11 protein-coding genes are annotated in these 18,300 nt (G+C 59.6%); 5 read left to right on the top strand and 6 right to left on the bottom strand.

The window, feature by feature from the left end:
- The first annotated feature begins 59 nt into the window (after window positions 1-59).
- From ACIX9_RS24185 to ACIX9_RS20405, 4 genes are all read left to right on the top strand, one after another.
- Window positions 60-3,116 carry a serine/threonine-protein kinase gene (locus ACIX9_RS24185; RefSeq protein ID WP_013572985.1) on the top strand — a complete coding sequence of 1,019 codons (3,057 nt, stop codon included), beginning with the start codon at window positions 60-62 and terminating at the stop codon, window positions 3,114-3,116.
- Between the two features lie 29 nt (window positions 3,117-3,145).
- Complete coding sequence (locus ACIX9_RS20415) at window positions 3,146-4,420, top strand: hypothetical protein (protein ID WP_198152234.1); 1,275 nt, start codon at window positions 3,146-3,148, stop codon at window positions 4,418-4,420.
- Window positions 4,421-4,639: 219 nt separating this feature from the next.
- Window positions 4,640-8,710, top strand: a complete 4,071-nt coding sequence (locus tag ACIX9_RS20410; RefSeq protein WP_013572983.1) for an outer membrane beta-barrel protein — start codon at window positions 4,640-4,642, stop codon at window positions 8,708-8,710.
- 83 nt (window positions 8,711-8,793) lie between these two features.
- Window positions 8,794-10,224 (top strand): DHA2 family efflux MFS transporter permease subunit, encoded by a 1,431-nt coding sequence (locus tag ACIX9_RS20405; RefSeq protein WP_013572982.1) that lies wholly within the window; start codon window positions 8,794-8,796, stop codon window positions 10,222-10,224.
- Between the two features lie 344 nt (window positions 10,225-10,568).
- Here the strand turns inward: ACIX9_RS20405 and ACIX9_RS24180 are convergent, their stop codons facing one another.
- Window positions 10,569-11,300, bottom strand: coding sequence for a DUF5995 family protein (locus tag ACIX9_RS24180; RefSeq protein WP_013572981.1), 732 nt, complete (start codon window positions 11,298-11,300; stop codon window positions 10,569-10,571).
- A 373-nt stretch (window positions 11,301-11,673) separates the two neighbouring features.
- Between ACIX9_RS24180 and ACIX9_RS20395 the strand changes: the two genes are divergently transcribed.
- A complete protein-coding gene (locus tag ACIX9_RS20395) occupies window positions 11,674-12,345 on the top strand; it encodes a hypothetical protein (protein ID WP_232298894.1) in 672 nt (223 codons plus the stop codon).
- 92 nt (window positions 12,346-12,437) lie between these two features.
- Here the strand turns inward: ACIX9_RS20395 and ACIX9_RS20390 are convergent, their stop codons facing one another.
- The 5 genes from ACIX9_RS20390 to ACIX9_RS24170 all read right to left on the bottom strand — a co-directional run bounded on the left by ACIX9_RS20390 (window position 12,438) and on the right by ACIX9_RS24170 (window position 18,254).
- Complete coding sequence (locus ACIX9_RS20390) at window positions 12,438-12,803, bottom strand: hypothetical protein (protein ID WP_013572979.1); 366 nt, start codon at window positions 12,801-12,803, stop codon at window positions 12,438-12,440.
- 82 nt (window positions 12,804-12,885) lie between these two features.
- Entirely contained in the window at window positions 12,886-14,262 is a 1,377-nt protein-coding gene (locus ACIX9_RS24175) for a sensor histidine kinase (protein WP_013572978.1), read from the bottom strand.
- On the bottom strand, window positions 14,259-15,026 hold the full coding sequence (locus ACIX9_RS20380; protein WP_157478184.1) for a response regulator: 768 nt from the start codon (window positions 15,024-15,026) through the stop codon (window positions 14,259-14,261). The genes ACIX9_RS24175 and ACIX9_RS20380 overlap by 4 nt, the downstream gene beginning before the upstream one ends.
- A gap of 17 nt (window positions 15,027-15,043) precedes the next feature.
- Window positions 15,044-15,520: a Spy/CpxP family protein refolding chaperone gene (locus ACIX9_RS20375; RefSeq protein WP_013572976.1), complete on the bottom strand. Its 477-nt coding sequence runs from the start codon at window positions 15,518-15,520 to the stop codon at window positions 15,044-15,046.
- Between the two features lie 145 nt (window positions 15,521-15,665).
- A complete protein-coding gene (locus ACIX9_RS24170) occupies window positions 15,666-18,254 on the bottom strand; it encodes a putative bifunctional diguanylate cyclase/phosphodiesterase (RefSeq protein WP_013572975.1) in 2,589 nt (862 codons plus the stop codon).
- Between the last annotated feature and the right edge of the window lie 46 nt (window positions 18,255-18,300).

The raw sequence follows: 18,300 nt of genomic DNA, 5'->3' as shown, positions 1-18,300 counted from the left end.
ACTCACGCAGGATAAAATTCGGAATCGCACCATTATCACGATCGACCCCGGGCAAATAAATGGATACACCATCATCAGTCACCCATATCGGCAAATACGAGGTTCTCTCGGAGCTTGGCCGAGGCGGTATGGGCGTTGTTTATCGTGCGGAAGACAAGAATATTGGACGCGAAGTCGCGATCAAGACCTTGACGGATGCGACTCCGGAGCTTCGCCAGCGCTTTCAGAGCGAGGCTCGGACCGGTGTTCTCAATCACCAGAATATCGTCACGGTCTACGACTTCGGCGAACAGGACGGCAATCCATATATCGTGATGGAGTTTCTCCATGGCGAATCCCTGGAGAAGGTTCTTCGCAATAACACGCTCACCATCGTCGACAAACTGGACATCGTCAGGCAGGTCTGCAACGGGATGGGCTATGCCCACTCCAAAGGCGTGGTCCATCGCGATATCAAACCGGCGAACGTCATGGTTCAGCCGGATGGGAACGCCAAGATCGTCGATTTTGGAATCGCGCGCCTGGAAAGCAGCTCTGGTCACACCCAGACCGGGGCGGTCATCGGAACGTTTCACTATATCTCTCCGGAACGGCTGAAGGGGCATCCGTCCGATGGACGTGCCGATATCTGGGCGGCCGGGATTATGCTGTACCAGATGCTGACCGGCGTGCTGCCGTTCGGCGGTGAAGACATCTCTGCCCTGCACAAGGTGGTCAACGAGCCCTTCCCTCCTCTCGGAACCTACCTGCAGGACTATCCGACCGGTCTCGATATGGTGCTGGACCGGGCACTGGCCAAGGATCCCGACGAGCGTTATGCGACCGCGGAGGAGATGGCCGGAGATCTTGAAGCTCTGAACGAAACGCTCAAGCGAGCGCGGGTTGGAGAGATGCTGGGACAGGTCAAGATGCTGCTGGAGCAGGAAAAGCTGACCAGTGCGAGACCGTTGCTGATCGATCTGCAGCGGCTTGACCCGCAAAACTTCGAGATTCGAAAGCTCCTACGCGAGGTGCAGGATCGGCTCGCGCGCCAGCAGAAGTCTGAGCAGGTACGGCAGACGCTGAACCAGGCGGAAGAGGCCGTCCTCGGTCAGCGATATGTAGAAGCTCTCGAGCTTTATAAGCAGGCCGCCCGTGTCGATCCAAATGCCAATGGGTTGACCGAAAAGATCGAGCACGTCCGCGGATTGAAGGAGAAGGTCGACAAGATCGCCTCTCTGCAACAGCAGGCACGAGACGCCCGGCATCGTAGCGATTTTACGGCCGCCTCCCAACTAATTGAGCAGGCACTGCAGCTTGATGAGCGAAACACGGATCTTCGCAACGAGAAGGCCGGCATCGTCCAGGAGATGCAGCGGCAGGCGAAAGACGGGACGCGGCGCAAGCTCAAGGAGTCTGGTAAGGATCTGCTTTCGAACCGGGATTTCACCGGGGCGATCAAGAATCTTCGTGAAGCGCTCGACATCGACCCCACCGACGTGGAAGCGCAGAAGATGTTCCAGGAGGCAACCGCTCGGCAGGAAGAGGACCGGCGGCGCAAGGTCATCGACCAGATCGTGGCCGAGATCCAGGACAGCCTCTTCCGTGGCGAATCAGACCGTGCCCTGCAGCTGATCAATCGCGCACTCGACCGCCTTCCGGCTGAAGCGCAACTGCTTCGCCTTAAGGGCGAGACCGAGAAGAAGCTTCAGGAAGAACATGCGCGCAAGCTGGTTGAGAGCACCTCCCTGAAGGTACAGGAGTTGTTCTTTTCAAATCCTCAGGAAGCGCTCTCCTGCATTCAGAAGGCGCTCGACGAGATTCCGGGTGAGGAGCGGTTGCTCGCGCTGCAGGAACGGGTGGTGGATCAGCTCAAAAAAGCGAATCTCGAAGGGCTTAGAGCGCAGTATCTTAAGCACGCGCAGACCTCGCTTGACGCAGCGCAGTACGATCAGGCCATTTCGACCTTAGAGACGGCGGCGCTGGACTGCGGCGAAACACCTGAGATCACGTACCTCCTGGAACATGCGCGGACCGAGAAGCTCAATAAGGAGCGGAGTCAGGCTGCAGCAGCAGTTCTTGAGGAGGCTCACAGGAAACTCGCCGCCGAGGATCTTGAAGGGGCGATTGCAGTTCTGAAGCCGGCCGCACAACAGGGCGGTACTCCGGCGATCGAACAACTGTTGCGTCAGACCCAGGAGCGTCTGGATGAGATTGGCCGGCGCATGGAAGCCGTCATCGCCCGGGTTCAGAGCCTCAGTGAGACTGATCCCGCGCAGGCACTCCAGCTGCTCAATTCTCAGCCTGCTGCTGTACAGCAGCACTCGCAGCTTAAGGCGATCCGGGCAAAGATTGAAGGCAGGGCCGAACAACAAAGAGCCATCCAGGCCTCCATCGCGCAGGCGAATGAATTACTGAACAAACGCGATCTGCGCGGCGGTCTGGAGATTCTTGAAGCTGTCCGAAACGCCTATGGCGATTCGCCCGAGATCACCGCCGTCGTCACCGACTACAAGCGGCGGCAGGTGCCAATCGCCAACGCGATGGTGGGAGAGTCGATCAGCCAGGCACGGCAGGCAATTCTGGCAAAGAAGGGTCCGCTCGCACTGGAGGAGTTGAGGAAGTCGGCTGAAGTCCTGGCAGTCTCCGACGCAAACCTTCAGGCAGACTGGAATCGTCTTGCGCAGGAAGCTGCCAAGGTCTCCAAGGCCAGGTTGGACACAACAGGAAGTGTTCCGATCATCGTTCAGTCCAAAGGGCTGAGCAGCATGCTCATCGGAATCCTTGCAGCGGTCGTGCTCATCGTTGCGGGCGCTGTCTTTTACGTGATTCATACGAGGTCGAATACGGGCGGCGGTGCGGCGATGAGCTTCATCCAGCTGAATGCTTCGCCCTTTGGTGAGGTAGTCAGCATTACGGGCAGCAGTGGCAACGTCGTCCTATTGCCGGCTGGTTCGCATATGACTCCGCTGCGCGTGGATGCAGTTCCGGAGGGCACCTATACGGTGGTCTTCAAGTCCAGTGACGGAAGCACACAGCAGCAGACGTGTGATCTTGCGGCCGACCACATGTGCTCGGCGACCTTCACGACGCTCGGCGACTCACAGATCGACGAGATACTGGCAGGCCAAAAATGAAATTTCACTGCACTCATCTCTTCATCGCATTGACGGCTGCCATGGTGACGGTGCCAAGCCTGGCACAAGATGCAAAAGCGTTACGCGCGCAGGCCAATACCGAACCAAACCAGGAAAAACAGGTCATCCTGCTCTGCAAAGCAGCTGACATGGAGCCTAAGAATAAAGACTTTCGCAAGGACTGCGACGTCAGCCGAGCCGCACTCATTAATAGTGACAAGCAGGCCCTGAAGACCGCGCTAGACGCGAACGACGCAGGCCAAGCCGCCAAAGCCAAACGCTATGCGAAGTATGTGAGCAATCTCGATCCCGATACGCATCACCAGGCCGAGCAGCTCCTTGCCAAGCTGAATGGGCCAGGGCCTGACGCGCCTACGACTGCCCTGACCAAGCCTGCGGATCAGAGCGGTGCTCTCCTGAGCCAGGCGATGACCGCCTTCGATTCCGGAAACTTGTCAGCCGCAAGGACTGCGGCACAAGGCGTGACCGACCCCTCGATCAAGCCGGCAGCAACTCGCCTTCTCGGTGAGATAGATCGCTACGGAAGTCTTGTCAGCACGGGCCACAGTCATGAAGACTCAAAGGAGTATGCACAGGCTGAGCGCTCGTATCAGTCGGCTTTGGATCTCAACGGCCACGTCGGCTCCGACGATCTGAGCGGCAAGATTCAGCGCATGCATCAGATGGCCGCGGTTGCAGCTGCGCCTGTCACTCAGGCTCAAGCACCGGTCGTTATTGCTAAGAACGTTCCTCCACCTCCACCGCCCGTGTCCAAGCCTGCCGCCGACCAGAAGGCTTTGAACAAACCGCCGGATGTCTCACCGGATGAGAAGAAGCGGAAGTTGCTGGAAGAGGCGAGCCTAGCGGTCAGTCACAAGGATTCCGAGACTGCAAGCCGTAAGTATCGGCAGGTTCTGGACATCGATCCTGCGAATGCGGATGCGAAGCGCGAGATCGCACGGATCAATGCCGAGGTGGCGGCTGAACTGAGCCGCGATCCGGTAAAGCTGGAAACGACCCTTCGAGAGGCTATCACCGCGTTCTACTCCTCGCATTTTGAGGATGCGGAGTCTCGTCTCAATCGCTATCTCGGAGCGGACGGCGGCAAGAAAAAGGGCGCTGCGTATTTTTATCTTGGTGCAACCGAGGAGACTTTGGCTTATCTGGATCCGGCTGCCAAACGTGCCACGCGACAGAAGGAAGCTCAGGAAGACTTCAAACAGGCCCGTTCAGCCGGATATCAGCCGGTTGCGAAGTATGTATCGACAAGAATTCTTGAAGACTGGAAGAATCCGGGCCTGTAATTTATAGCTGCATCGCTCCAGAGATGTTGAAGCGCATTTTCTAACTAGTACGCCCCGGCCCCGATGCACAGCAGGTTTTCAAAGGTGTGCGGTTCCCCGTAGTTGGCACTCCTTGCCGTCTTGCTGCGAAGGTTCTGTTTCGTGATTTCTGGGAGGCGTGTAAAGTTTGCCTCCCACTTGATCTACCTGTCGTTGATGTCTGCTGGTAAAGGATGGTTTATGAAGCGTCTTTTGAAGTCTGCCGTTTTTCTGCTCCTGTTCTCCGCTTCGATGGCGGCATTTGGTCAATCTCTGGTCGACGGAAGAGTTGTGTTCGGCAATAACTTCAAACCCGTTCCACAGTTGACGGTTCACCTCGTTAACAAAACCCGTAAGCCGCCAGTCGACGAGACTCAATTGACCGCGCCGGATGGTCGTTACAGCTTTGACGATGTTCAGCCCGGCAAGGATTACGCGGTCGCAGTCTATGACAACACCGGTAAGCTCGTGGGCACCGACGCATCGTTTGAGGTGCTACCTGATTCACGCCACACCGCTCTGCCAAACATCGATATTTCAAAGGGCGTTCTGGCTGACCGCGAGGTCAAGTCGGGCGGTCTTATTCAGAACGACCAAGGTGTGGTGCCCGGAGCTAACATCTCGAATCAGCAGCTCCGCGTGCTGCCGCTTTACAACAGAACGTTTCTCGCCTTGGGTGCAATTCAGCCCGGCGTTCATGACGTCCCACAAGGCTCGCCGCTTCAGGGTGCTGCGTTCAGCATCGCGGGCTCACAGCAGACTTCAAGCAACTTCCTGCTGGACGGTGTGGATAACGTCGCTTCCAGCAATAATCAGGCGATCCCCTTCCAGATCAATGAAGCCGTACAGGAATTCCGCGTCATCTATGCTGCGCCGGATATGCGCTATGGACAGGGTTCGGGCGGCGTCATCGATGTCGTGACGAGCCGAGGAAATGCCGCTTCCGGTAGTAAGGCATGGCACGGAAGTCTTTTCGACTACTTCAACAATGATTCCCTCAACGCAGGCTCTCCGCTCTCCGTTTATTCGACCTCGACGTTTGCCAAGGCTGCGGCTACGGCGTCCGATGGAGCCGGTGATGCCGTCAGCGTAGCCAATCACACGATCATCTCTGATCCGTCATACCTGGGCTACGCGCCACAGCGCTATGACCAGCTCTTCAACCTGGTCTCTCCCGGATCTCCCATCGGCGGAGCGACCAGTGGCTGCGGAACCTTCCTGTGCCAGGCTGGGAGCTTCAATCCGGCATCCATTCTTGCAACGCAAGACAGCAATACCTACCCGATCACTTCGCAACAGTTTGGTGCCAGCGCGGGCGGTCCGTTGCTTAGCAATAATAAGTTGTTCCTGTTCCTGAGCTACGAGGGGACGAGGATCGACAACCCGACGCCAATCTTCGAACGGGTGCCGACTTTCCTTGACAATCCAATCGCGAATGTCGATGGGGCGATCGCAAAGGGCGTCCTGGGATTGCTTCCTGGACCGAATGTTGGGCAGACTGGAACCAGCCTGATGACCGCAACAGGAGCGGGTACATTTGGTTTCTATCGTGGTTTTGCGCCGAACTACACACACGTCCATAACCTGCATGTGCGGCCCGAGCTTTCCCTGGGCTCACTCGGAACTGTCAGCCTTCGGTATACGGGGCAGTTGATTGATCAGCTTCATGATGACACGCTGCCGGCGGGAGAGGCTTACCCTGGCAACGGTGCGAACCGGCGTGCCCAGAATCAGAGTGCGGCCATCACGTACAACCTGCCTTTTGGGCAGAGCCTTAACACGATGAACATTGGTTTCACGCAATTCCGCGTGGACGATGTGGCCCAGGATCGCAATTTCAGCGCGGCTTCGCTGGGCCTTGCTGCGGGTTCGCTCAGTACCTTTGCGATCAGCGGAATCGATACACGGATCACCGGTGCCGCACCTGCTCAACCAGGACTGATGGGCGGCTGGTATGACTCCTTCTGGAACGCCTGCCCGAATGGAACGGCTAGTTGCACAACGGCGTCAAGGAATTCACCTTCGGCGATCACTCCCTCGCTTGATGGTCAGTTTCCCCTTCCGCGTATCGGCGCGCCACTGGGAGCGCCCTCCAAACACCGGGATAGCGAAGCTTTCTTCTCGGACATTCTGGATCTGCACTTTGGTGGACACAACAATCTGACCGTTGGTGGCGACTATCGCTATCAACAGAATTTCAGCTACGACGGCGGGATGGCGCGTGGCCTCGTGGTGTCGAACAACATCGGAGAGTTCACCAGCGACAGCGAAACCTGCATCTCCTGTGGCCTGGGCATTGCGTTTCAGCACCCTTCCTTCGACTACGAACTCCGCCAGCCCATCGGCTACACAGGGGATTTGCGTAGCTCCAGCTTCGGCGTCTTCGCGGAGCACAAATTTCAGCCTATGCCGACGCTTACCTTTAGCCTCGGTGCGCGATATGAGTTCTTTGGCGAACCAATGGATACGGGCAACCGGCTTTGGAACTACGTAGCCGCGGATCAGGGTCTGGTTAAGCAGGGCAGCAACGGCACCTACGATGCCTTCCAGTATCAGTGCGGCGCGGAGAATACGACTTCGCTCGATTCCCTCTACGGCAATCGTAGAGTGACCTTCGGATCTGGCTGGAACTGCACGCCGAACGGTTCCTTCTCGCTACCGAATAACAAGAACAATGTCATGGGCCACTTCGGCGCGTCATATTCGCCCGATTCCAAGTTTCACGATGTGTTCCGTGCATCAGGGGGACTTTACTACGATCACCTGCCTGCGTCGTATACGCAGCAGCTTCTGCAGAATCGTCCGAGCCCCTATAACGTAACGAATCCCAGCGCGATCTATGGGCAGAACTTCGACTCTGCGGCCTGCGGAACCTCCCAGACGCAATGCGGGTTCGGTTTGCATACGCTCAACTTCCAGACGCTGAATGCGTCGGACAGTGCGAACTTCCAGAGCTATCAGGCGGCGAGTGGCGCAAACATCCTTTATGAGCGGGATGTGACCCGTTTGAAGACGCCTTACAGCATCCAGTTCACGGCAAGCTGGCAGCACACATTTGGACCTTCGTGGGCAGGTGAAATCGCTTACGTTGGCTCGGTCAACCGGGATCTACCGCTGATTTATGACAGTAACTTCAGCAATGAGTTCTATTGCACGCAGGGCGGCGGAACCTCAACGAGTCCCGGAGGACTTTGCAATAACAACACATTCTTTCCTGTGTTTACCGAGTCGAACGTAGGGTCGTCGAGCTATCACTCGCTGGTGCTTCGTATGCGGAGCGAGCAGTATCACGGGCTTTCGATGCATGCGGCTTTCACTTATTCACGGTCGCTGGACGATGTAGCGGGAAGCAATTTCCCTCGGTCCACCGATGCGTTGTGGTCGCAGATCTTTGGGCGTCAGTTGTTTGGCGCGGGTAATCCAACCGCGTTCGCGCTGGGTGCGAACTCGCTTTCCAATCCGCATGTCAACGGCGCTCGCTTCAACAGTTTGGCACCTACGGCCGCAGGTCAATCCTCGCTGGCGCAGGCATTGGTACAGGCGGCAAATATCCCCTCGTTCGACGCAGTCTCCTCCGCTCTTACGACGACGGGTAGCCGGCCGGTCGACATAAGCCAGTACAGCCTTCCGCAGAATCCGCTGGGCTTCTCCAGCCGGGCGAATGGCGGAGATTACGGGAACTCGGATTTCGATGTGCGAAACCGGGCAGTCGCGGACTTCGTATATGCTCCAAACTTTCACAAGAAATGGACGAACGGGTTCGTCTTATCAGGGATCTTTACGGCTCAGAGTGGTCAACCCTTTTCTATCTTCTCTGGGCCGGCTTATGGGCAGGTAACGCAACGGATCAATCTGCCCACGAATACGCAGATTCATTCGACGGGTAAGCCTACCGGATACTTCACGGGAGTGGGTGCGTCGAGCCTGGTTTCTGTGGGAGCAGCGGCCAGTTGCCCCAGTCTTTATGCGCAACCTACGCTATACAGCAACAAGTCAAATCCTGTGGCTTGCGTGGGGAATAGTGCAAGGAATGGGTTTAGCGGGCCGATTTATATCAGCCAGGATCTGGCTTTGCAAAAGTCGATTGCATTCCGGGAGCACCACTCGATTATTTTGCGGGTAGAGGGTTTCAACATCTTCAACAGGGCTAACTACTACAATCCAATCAGCGAACTGTCGAATGATGGGGTGCATATTAATCCAGAGTTCGGATTAATACGGTCGGCGCATGATCCTCTTTCTATTCAGTTTGCGGGCCGCTACCAGTTCTAAATGAGATGGTTCCCGATGAGCTGGGACGTGGCTTTGGATGGTGGAAGCTGGGTGTCTCAGCGAGTCATGCGTATCATAGATAGATGGTGTCACAGGTAAAGAGTGTCCACCCGGATGTGATCCTGGGGATCTGCTGCATGAGCCTGCTGCTCGTCGGCATGGATGTGACGATCGTTAACGTGGCTCTACCGGCAATTCAGCACGATCTGCATGCGAGCGTCTCCGGACTGCAGTGGATCATGGACTCCTATACGCTGGTCGTGGCTTCGCTGCTGATGCTGGCGGGGTCGGTTTCGGACCGGGTGGGGCGACGTCTGGTGTTTCAGATCGGGCTGAGCTTGTTTACGGCTGCGTCCTTCCTTTGCAGCATGGCACACAACATTGAGCAACTGGTGGCGTTCCGCGCGCTGCAGGGGCTGGGGGCTTCCATGCTCAATCCTGTTGCGTTGTCGATCGTTGCGAATGTGTTCAAAGACCCGAAGGAACGGGCTCGGGCTACCGGGGTTTGGGGGGCGGTGGGGGGGGTGTCGTTTGCGGTGGGGCCGCTGCTGGGTGGGGCGTTGACACAGGCGATCGGGTGGCGGTCGATCTTCTGGGTGAACGTGCCGCTGGGGATATTGGCTGTAGTGTTGGCGGCGGTGTTTGTGCCGGAGTCCAAGGCGGCGCGGGGGCGGCGGTTCGATCCGGTAGGGCAACTGCTGGTGTTCACGGGGCTTACGGCGCTGACGTATGCGGTGATCGCGGGGGCGCATGAAGGGTGGTCATCGCGGTTGATTGTGGGGTTGTTTGTGGTGGCAGCGGCTTCGCTGGTGGGGTTTCTGGTGTATGAAGCGAAGCAGGCTGAGCCGCTTGTGGATCTGCGGTTCTTCCGGAGTGTGCCTTTTAGTAGCGCGACGCTGCTAGGGCTTTGTGCGTTTGCTTCGTTTGCCGGGTTCCTGTTTTTGAATGCGCTTTATTTGCAGCAGGTGCGCGGGTTCTCGGCGTTTCATACGGGCCTTTGTACTTTGCCGCTGGCGGTGACGATGATGGTTTTTTCGCCCGTGTCGGGGCGACTGGTGGGGGTTTATGGGACTCGGCCTTCCCTGCTGATCTCCGGGGCGGGGTTCATGTTGGGGACTCTGCTTCTGACGGGGTTGAGTGGGGGGACTCCGCTGTGGGAGTTGCTGTTGGCTTATGGGCTGTTCGGGACGGGACTGGGGATGGTGAATCCCGCGATCACGAACAATGCCGTGGCGGGCATGCCGCTGGCACAGGCGGGGGTGGCGGCTGCGATCGCCTCGACGAGCCGTCAGGTAGGGGCGGCGCTCGGGGTGGCGATTGCGGGGACTGTGGTGAGTGCGAGCCGTGCGAGTGCGACGGGCGCATCGAACTTCGCCCAAGCTACGCATCCCATCTGGTGGGTCATGACGGGATGTGGAACTGTGGTGATGTTTCTTGGTTGGGCGTCCAATACTGAGTGGTCGCGGGCTAGTGCGGCGCGGGCGGCTTCTTTGCTCGGGGCTCAGGCTGCTTAGGGTACCCCCTCCCCCCGCAAATGATCTAAAGTATTCATTCGATTTGGGTTAGGTCTGGAACGAACGGCAAAGTATTCATTCCAAATGGCTTACGCTCAAAGTATTCAAAATAAATGACTTATGCCTGGACTAAAAAAAAGCGCTCAGGCTTTTGGCCTGAGCGCTCTTGTTTGCTATTACTTCTATTTTACCGGATTGCATGGGGTAAATACCCCAACTATTTTTTGCGCGTAAACGTTTTCAGATCAATTACTTACGGGGATTTTTGAAGGCCCGGGGACTTGACACGTGAGTTTTGGGCTGTTTTTGGCGAAAATAGTTGTAAGCGATTCATTCGATTGTGTTTATGAGAAGGCCAGGATGGCTCGGGCGAGGACGCCAGTCATGGAGTCCTGAGCGTTGAGGGCCAGGGCGCGAGGAGGGCCGGCCAGGCTCGAGAGGTGGTCGGCGAAGAGCCAGGCAAGTTCGCGGGCGCGGCACATGTCCCAGAATGCGAGTAGGCGGCCGACTTTGCCGGTGTCCTGGGCTAGGACGCCGAGGGTGTCAGTGGCAAGCATGGTGAGGGTGGCCGGCATGAGGGCGTTGAGGAGCTGGTTGACGGCCTGGTAATCGGTGAACTCAGGGCTGGTGAGGGTGGGGGTGACGTTCAGGGCGGTGTCGGTTGCGATCAGGGCGAGGGCCAGATCGTGGTTGATGTGGGCGTTCATGCCCGCTAAGGCGAATTGGATGCGATCAATGCCGGGGGTGTGGCGGGAGGCAAACATTGCGCTCCACGAGGCGGGGATGGGGCGTCCGGCGAGGAAGTCGGCGACGGCTTTGAAGTAGAGGCCAGCGAAGACGACATCGAGTTGCGTGAGCCATCTTGGGTTCTTCCATCCGCCAGCCGGAGGGTTGAAGTCCACCTGTTGGGTGACCATAAGGTAGAGGCGGTTGAACCACTTGAGGCCGTCTTCTGGTGGGAGGAGGGCGTCGATGGCTTGCATGGTTGCGATTACGTCGGCGATGGTCGCTGGAGTGGCGGTGCTGACGATGTTGTAGAGGGACTGGTCTGCCAGGGACAGAAGGGACGGTTGCATAAAAGCTCCTGATGGTGGACTGGAGCAGTATATGCGACGACCGTGAGGTTCTGAACACAGAGGTCCATGAATTGGGTGATACTCACGGTCTTGCACCTTGATTGGGCGTCGTCTTCGAACTGTATTATTTGTGAGATGGCGCGTGGCTTGATCACGTTCATCGAAGCTATATCCCCTGTTCAGGAGCCTCATTATGCCGGTCCACTTGTCGTATATTCGGAAGGTCAATTTTAAGATCTTTCCTGTTTTAGCGTTTGCTGTGAGCTTGACCTCTGTTGCCGTTGCGCAAGACACCCTAGTCAAGGCACTCAAGCAAAAGTACCGCGTCACTGAGATCAATTCGCAAGGAGTAGCGGCCAATCCCGGGACTGTCTTGACGATCGAGGCAGACGGGATCAACGCAGAACCGTATCCTACGATGATCACGTTTGAGAACCCTGTGGTCGACGGGCAGGTGAAGCAGCGCTCCAAGGGTCTCGGCTTTCTGAAGAGCAACAATCTGCAGATTCTTCAACCTGGGCAGAAGGTTTATATCACCAAGATCAATGAGGACACCCAGGGCAAGGAAGACGCTCTGAAGTTGACGATCCTGACGTCCGATGCGGTTCTGGCGACTTATACGAACGGGACCTATGGCAGCCAGTATCAGGCTGCGAAGCGTTATTCCACGACTCTCTCGTTTAAAGAGCCCAAGGGGACTTTGGCGCAGATGTCCGTGGACGATGCTTCGAAGATGATCGAGGCTGTTCTGTCCGTGAATGCGGGCGACCAGGTACGGACGCGTGACGCCGGCACGATTGCTCGCTCGTGCGAACCTCATTGCGCGGTTTCCGCGACTACGGGTGCACCCGTCGGTGGGGCAGGCATCACGCAAGCCGCGCCGCAGTCCGCGCCGCCGACCGTCGCTCTGGGACAGACGCCTGCACAGGTGACTGCGACCATGGGTGCGCCTGCGCAGATCATCGATCTGGGGGCGAAACAGATCTATAAGTACCCCGACATGAAGATCATTTTCGTGAACGGCAAAGTGAGCGATGTGCAGTAGCCGCGGAATCAAAGAGTAAACGACTCACGGACGGACAGGCGAGAAGCCGATGCGACGTTGGGGGAGGATATCCCCCAACGCGCACGCTTGTCTTATTTGGGGACGGTGACAGAGCCGGTGCGGGAGTTGCCGCGGGGGCCGGTTACGGTTCCGTTGGCGGTGGTGGTGGCGCCGTTATCCGTGGTGGTGCCGCTGACGGTGGAGGTTCCACCCTTGGGACCGGTGATGCTGCCGCTGTCTACGGTGCCGGTCTTGGTTTTGGTGGCGATGCCCGATCCGGTGACGGTATTGCCGTGTGCGCCGGTGGCGGTTCCGCTGGCGTTGACGGTGCCGCCGGTGCGGGTGACGGAGCTGGAAGCGGTTCCGCCGCGTTTGCCGGTGACGCTCTTCTGAGCGAGGGCTGCGGTGAAAGGAAGCATGAGTGCGAGGACTGCGGTGGTGGTGAATTTCATGTTCATGACTGGCTCCTTGAAGCGAATGTATGAAGTACTTGATCACTCTGACACGGAGACCTGCGGGTTTACTCCACGGCCAGACACTTCAGGACAAAACGGTTCGGGACGAGGCAGTTCGGGACGAGACAGCGGGCAAGGTGATGCGGATGGCGAGGCCGTGCGGCTGCATGTGGGCGGCGGTGATGGTGCCGTGGTGCATGACGACGATTCTTTTGGCTATCGCCAGGCCGAAGCCGGTGCCTTCCGGGTGCCGGTGCGATAGGATTCCGACGCGGTAAAACATCTCAAAGAGATGCGAGAGAGCTTCGGGTGGGACTCCATCGCCTTCGTCTTCGATGGAGATCTCGGCCTGGTTTGAAAGGCATCTGAGGGCGATGCCGATGGCGGTTCCGGGGGGCGTGTAGAGCAGGGCGTTACGGACGATGTTCTCGCAGCAGCTTCTGAGGAGCGGCTGGTCGCCCATGACGATGCAGGGGGTGTCGATGGTGCAGTCGATGCGCTGGTTGCGCTCGCGGGCTTCAAAGGCGGCGTCCTTTGCGATGGCCTGGAGCATGGCGCGGAGGTCGACTGGCTCCGACGCGATGCGCACCCCTTGCTGGAGGTCCATGCGGGTGAGTTCGAGGATCTCACCGATCATCTGGTTGAGGCGGTCGAGGTCTAGCTGCATCTGGTCGAACGACTCGTTCTCTCCGCGGCGGAGGAGCTCCAGCGAGACGCCGATGCGGGTGAGGGGAGAACGAAGCTCATGGGAGATGTGGCCGAGCATCTCCTGCTGGGTCTGGATGAGGGTCTGGATGCGTTCTGCCATGTGGTCAAAGGCACTGGCCATGCGGGCCAACTCGTCTTGTCTTCCTGCGATTTGAGGCAGGGCGCGAACGGTGAGCGATCCTGCCGCGAGGTCGCTTGCGGCACGCTCCAGAACGAGGATGGGGCGGGTGATGTGTCTTGCGAGCAGGAGGCAGCAGAGGGCTACGAGCAGGAAGCCGAGGGCGATGCGAGGCAGCATGGAACGGGCGAAGGTGCCGTCGAATGGGTTGCGCTCCGGGTGAACGACCATAACGAAGGTGAAGTGGCGGCCGGAGCCCGAGACAGGCGAGGCGGCGCTCCAGACGCGACCGAGACGGACGGCGGACTGGCCGGTGCGGTTGGATTGAGCGAGGACGTTGGCGGCCTCCGGTGAGGGGGTGCGGCCGAGGACGTCGTGGCCTGCTTCATCAAGCAACTGGCCCTGGATGGTGGAGCTATGGGCGAGGGTGTCGAGGTAGTGCTGGAGGCCGACGTCTCCGCTGGTGAGGTAGAAGTCCACGGCGGTGTGGGCGTAGAGGTCCTGGGTCATGGCCATCCAGCGGCGTCCGAAGGGCTGGGCTCCGAGGAAGGCTGCGCTGGCAAGGGTGACGATGAGGGTCACGACGACGGTGGCACAGAACCAGAGGAAGATCTTGGCATAGAGGCTTTGTCTCACGCGGACTCCACGATGAGCTCGCCGGCGTAGAGGTAACCGGAGCCGCGCACGCTGCGGATGCGTTCGCCGTCATCCGGCAAGGGGCCGAGCTTTTTGCGGAGATTGCTGACGTGGTTGTCGATGCTGCGGTCAAAGGCTCCGAGGTCCCGGCCCAGGGCGAACTGGGCGAGCTTTTCGCGCGTGATGATCTGGCCGGCGGACTGGACGAGGAGCAGGAGGATATCGAACTCCGCGCCGGTGACGTCGATGGTTTCGTTGTTGAGCGTGACCTTGCGGGTGTGGGTGCGAAGGGTGAGGCCGTCGATGGTGAGGGCGGCGGCGGGCATGGCGGGAGGGCGGCCGCGTTTGAGGACGGCGCGGATGCGGGCGACGAGCTCTCGGGGGTTGAAGGGTTTGGGGAGGTAGTCGTCCGCGCCGGCTTCAAGGCCCTGGATGCGGTCCTTGTCATCACCGCGGGCGGTGAGCATGATGACGGGGACCTCTGAGGCCTGGCGGATGCGGCGGAGGATCTGACGGCCATCGCCGTCAGGGAGCATGATGTCCAGGATGACGATGGCGTGACGGCCTTCGAGGGCTCGGGTAAGGCCTTCTTCTGCACGGTGGACGGCGTCGAGACGAAGGCCGTCCATGGCGAGCAGACGGCGGAGGCTGTCGGTGAGGGCTACGTCGTCGTCGATCATGAGTACGTGGGTGAGGGAGATTGGCGTAGTCCTTTCTAAACGGCAGCAGGCCGACGACCCGTCTGGGCCGCCGGCTGCTGTCATGGTAAGGCCCGTGGGGGCTAAAGCTGGTTGAGGACCATGTCGAGACGATCTCCGACGCGGTCCCCCGATCCGGCACCGAAGGTGGATTTGAACTGCTCTAGCTGCTGGAGTTGCTGGGGGGTGAGGACGGCGCGGAGCTCCAGACGGACCTTGGTTCGCTCCACGAGGATGTTGGTGTTGGTGGCTGCGTATTGCTGTGCGACCTCGCGGACCTGCGCCTCGTTGTAAGTGGGGAGTGCGGTCATGGCTTCGCGCTCCTGTTTGGCCTGGGCGGCGAGGGCGAGGATGGTGGGCTCTTCCGTTTTGAGGATGGCCTTGACCTGCTCGCGCTGGGCGGTGGTGATGTTCAGGCGGGATTCAAAACGGGCGATGACGCGGCGGATCATGCGGGGTTGTGAGCCGCGAGAGCTTTCGGACTGGGAGAAGGCGAAGGCCGAGGTGGCGAGGACGGCTAACGATGCTGCGGTGATGAGGGTGAGGCGTAGGTTCTTCATGTGGGTTCTCCGGTGAATCGAATGCGTGCTCTCCAGCCTGCGCAAACCAGGGAGACACATAAGAGATAACACCGACGGAACGCCAGTAATGTGTGGAAGTGTCGTGAGAGGAACGGAGGGCGAGCAAGGCTGCGGCGTGGACGGCTCAGGATCTTGCGGGGGCGGGGATGGTCAGGGTGGCGGGGTGGGATGGGAGTGCGGGGATGGTGAGTTCGGCGGAGGTCAGGCGGGGGTTGGTGCCGGTGGCAAGGAAGAGAGCGGCGCGGTCTGCTTCTACGGGGGGCGAGAAGAGGTAGCCCTGAAGGATGTTGCAGCTCTTTTCGCGGAGGGTGGCCATCTGGCGAGGGGTTTCGACGCCCTCGGCTACGACGCACATGCCCATGCGGTGGGCCATGGCGATGATGCTTTCGACGATGGGGAGGGTTCCGTTGGGCTCGCTGAGGGCCTGGATGAAGCTGCGGTCGATCTTGAGCTTGTCGATGGGGAGGCGGTGGAGGTGGTTGAGGGAGGAGTAGCCGGTGCCGAAGTCGTCTACGGCGATGCTGACGCCGAGGCGCTTGAGCCGCTCGAGCTGGCGGGTGGACTCGGCGAAGTCCTTGACCATGACGGATTCGGTGAGTTCGAGTTCGAGGAGTTCGGGGTGGAGGCCGGTCTCTTCGAGGATCTCGGCGACGTGGTGGGCGAAGTCCTGGCGTGCGAACTGCATGGCGGAGATGTTGACGGCGATGAGGACTTCCGGGAGGCCAGCTTTCTGCCAGCGCATGCTCTGGTTGCAGGCTTCGCGCAGGACCCAGGTGCCGAGGGCGACGATCATCTGGCTCTCCTCAGCGATGGGGATGAGGCGGGCGGGGGAGACCATGCCCATGACCGGATGGGGAAAGCGGAGGAGGGCTTCAAAGGCGGAGAGGCGGCCGTCATTGGCGTACTGGGGTTGGTAGTGGAGGGCGAAGCCGCCGTGATCGAGGGCGTGGATCATGGCTTTCTCGAGGTCGCGGCGTTCGGTGAGGATGGAGTCGAGCGCGGGGGAGAAGGCGCGGACGCCGTGGTGGCCGAACTTGGCCTCGTACATGGCCATGTCTGCGTTGCGCTGGAGGAGGTCTGCGGAGTCTCCGTCTTCCGGGAAGAGGGAGATGCCGATGCTGGCTTCAGTGACGAGCATGAGGTCGCCGAAGGGGATGGGGAGAGCGAGTTCGGCGATGAGCTGCTCTGCGATCTTGCGAGCGGCGGAGCGGTCGGTGATGTCTTCAAGGACGGCCATGAACTCATCGCCACCCATGCGGGCGATGGTGTCTGAGTCGCGGAAGCGGCGGGAGAGGCGCGCGGCGATCTCCTTGAGGATGTTGTCGCCAGCGACGTGGCCGTGGACGTCGTTAGTCTGCTTGAACTTATCGAGGTCGATCCAGAGGATGGCGACGGGGCTGCCGGCGCGGCGGCCGCGGCGGATGGCAGAGGCGAGACGCTCTTCGCCAAGGAGGCGATTGGGGAGGCCGGTGAGGTTGTCATGATAGGCATGGCGACGGAGCTCTTGCTGGAGGCGGTAACGCTCAAGGACCATAGCGGTCATCTGGGCGTGGGACTCGAGGAGGTCCAGATCGAGCTGGGAGGGCGTGCAACGGAGGAGGGAGTAGATGGTGAGGATGCCGAGGGGTGCGCCGTCGGGGGCGAAGATGGGGGCGGACCAGAGGGATTGGATGCCGTTGGCGTAGAGGAGCTGGGTCCAGGGGGTGCGGGCGCGGGTGAGGTCTTCCAGAATGTAGGGCTTGTGGGCCTGGAGGGCTGGGACTTCGTGAATACTGGTGGGAAGCTGGTGGAGGTTACGGAGAAGGCTGGCGGGGAGATTACTGGAGGCCTCGAGGTGTAGTTCGGCGCCGCGGATGATGTAGAGGGCACAGCACCAGCGGGAGCGATCGCGGGTGATGATGTCGACGAGGGCGCTGAAGATGTGGGTGGCGGGCTCTTCGCGGGCGAGCATCTCGAGGAGATGGTTGCGGCCGCGGTTGAGCTGCTCGGCGCGTTGACGCTCGAGGACTTCCGACTGGAGTTCCACGGTGCGGGCGACGATGCGGGCTTCGAGGGTGCCGCGCTCGAGACGGAGCTCGTCTTCTACGCGCTGGCGCTGGCGGGCCTCAAGGCGGACGTCGCGCTTAAGCAGGATGATGCAGCCTACGGCGGCGAGGATGAAGAAGGGTGCGAGGGCGAGGGCGCACTGCATCCAGACGAAGGCTCGGCGGGCGGTGATGAGCTGGTGCTGGATATCTGAATCGGCACGGAGTGCAGCGGCCTGCCAGAGGCTGCTGGTGGCGGAGGTCTGTCTGACGGCTTGATTGAACGAGGCCGGATCGATGGGACTTACCGCGAGGGTGTGGAAGGTGGCGGCCTGAGCTTTGGCGGCGGCGATCTCGCGGGCGTTGAGGATGGAGTCAAGCTCTGCAAGCCGAAGGAGCGAGGCACTGAGATGTTCGGCTAGTTCCTGACGAGCGGTGAAGTCGGGGCGGAGAGTATCGGGCAGATTGGATGTGGCGGAGGAGAGGTCCTGCTGTAGATGCTCGATGCGCTCGTGGGCGCTGACGAGTGCGGCTCGCTGGGCGGTGATGACGAGGGCAAGGCGACGGATGGCGACGGACTCGCGCCAGGCGACGGCACCGAGGACGAGCTGAAGCAGGATGATGAGATTGAAGATGCGGATGTAGTTGCGTGAGTGGTGGTGGTGGTGTTCGGTCTGGCGCAACGTCACGAATTACTCCGATCCTTGAACATGGTTTTCTTCTGTCGACGAACGA

Origin of the sequence: Granulicella tundricola MP5ACTX9, assembly GCF_000178975.2 — a bacterium.
Classification (GTDB): Bacteria; Acidobacteriota; Terriglobia; order Terriglobales; family Acidobacteriaceae; genus Edaphobacter; species Edaphobacter tundricola.
Note: the sequence above shows the minus strand (reverse complement) of the source record. Positions and strands in the feature narration are given on the sequence as shown.

What these genes read in the sequence shown, in the direction of transcription:
- ACIX9_RS24185 (WP_013572985.1), top strand. Translation starts at nt 60, where the DNA reads ATGGATACACCATCATCAGTCACCCATATCGGCAAATACGAGGTTCTC.
- ACIX9_RS20410 (WP_013572983.1), top strand. Translation starts at nt 4,640, where the DNA reads ATGAAGCGTCTTTTGAAGTCTGCCGTTTTTCTGCTCCTGTTCTCCGCT.
- ACIX9_RS20405 (WP_013572982.1), top strand. Translation starts at nt 8,794, where the DNA reads ATGGTGTCACAGGTAAAGAGTGTCCACCCGGATGTGATCCTGGGGATC.
- ACIX9_RS24180 (WP_013572981.1), bottom strand. Translation starts at nt 11,300, where the DNA reads ATGCAACCGTCCCTTCTGTCCCTGGCAGACCAGTCCCTCTACAACATC.
- ACIX9_RS20390 (WP_013572979.1), bottom strand. Translation starts at nt 12,803, where the DNA reads ATGAACATGAAATTCACCACCACCGCAGTCCTCGCACTCATGCTTCCT.
- ACIX9_RS20380 (WP_157478184.1), bottom strand. Translation starts at nt 15,026, where the DNA reads ATGACAGCAGCCGGCGGCCCAGACGGGTCGTCGGCCTGCTGCCGTTTA.
- ACIX9_RS20375 (WP_013572976.1), bottom strand. Translation starts at nt 15,520, where the DNA reads ATGAAGAACCTACGCCTCACCCTCATCACCGCAGCATCGTTAGCCGTC.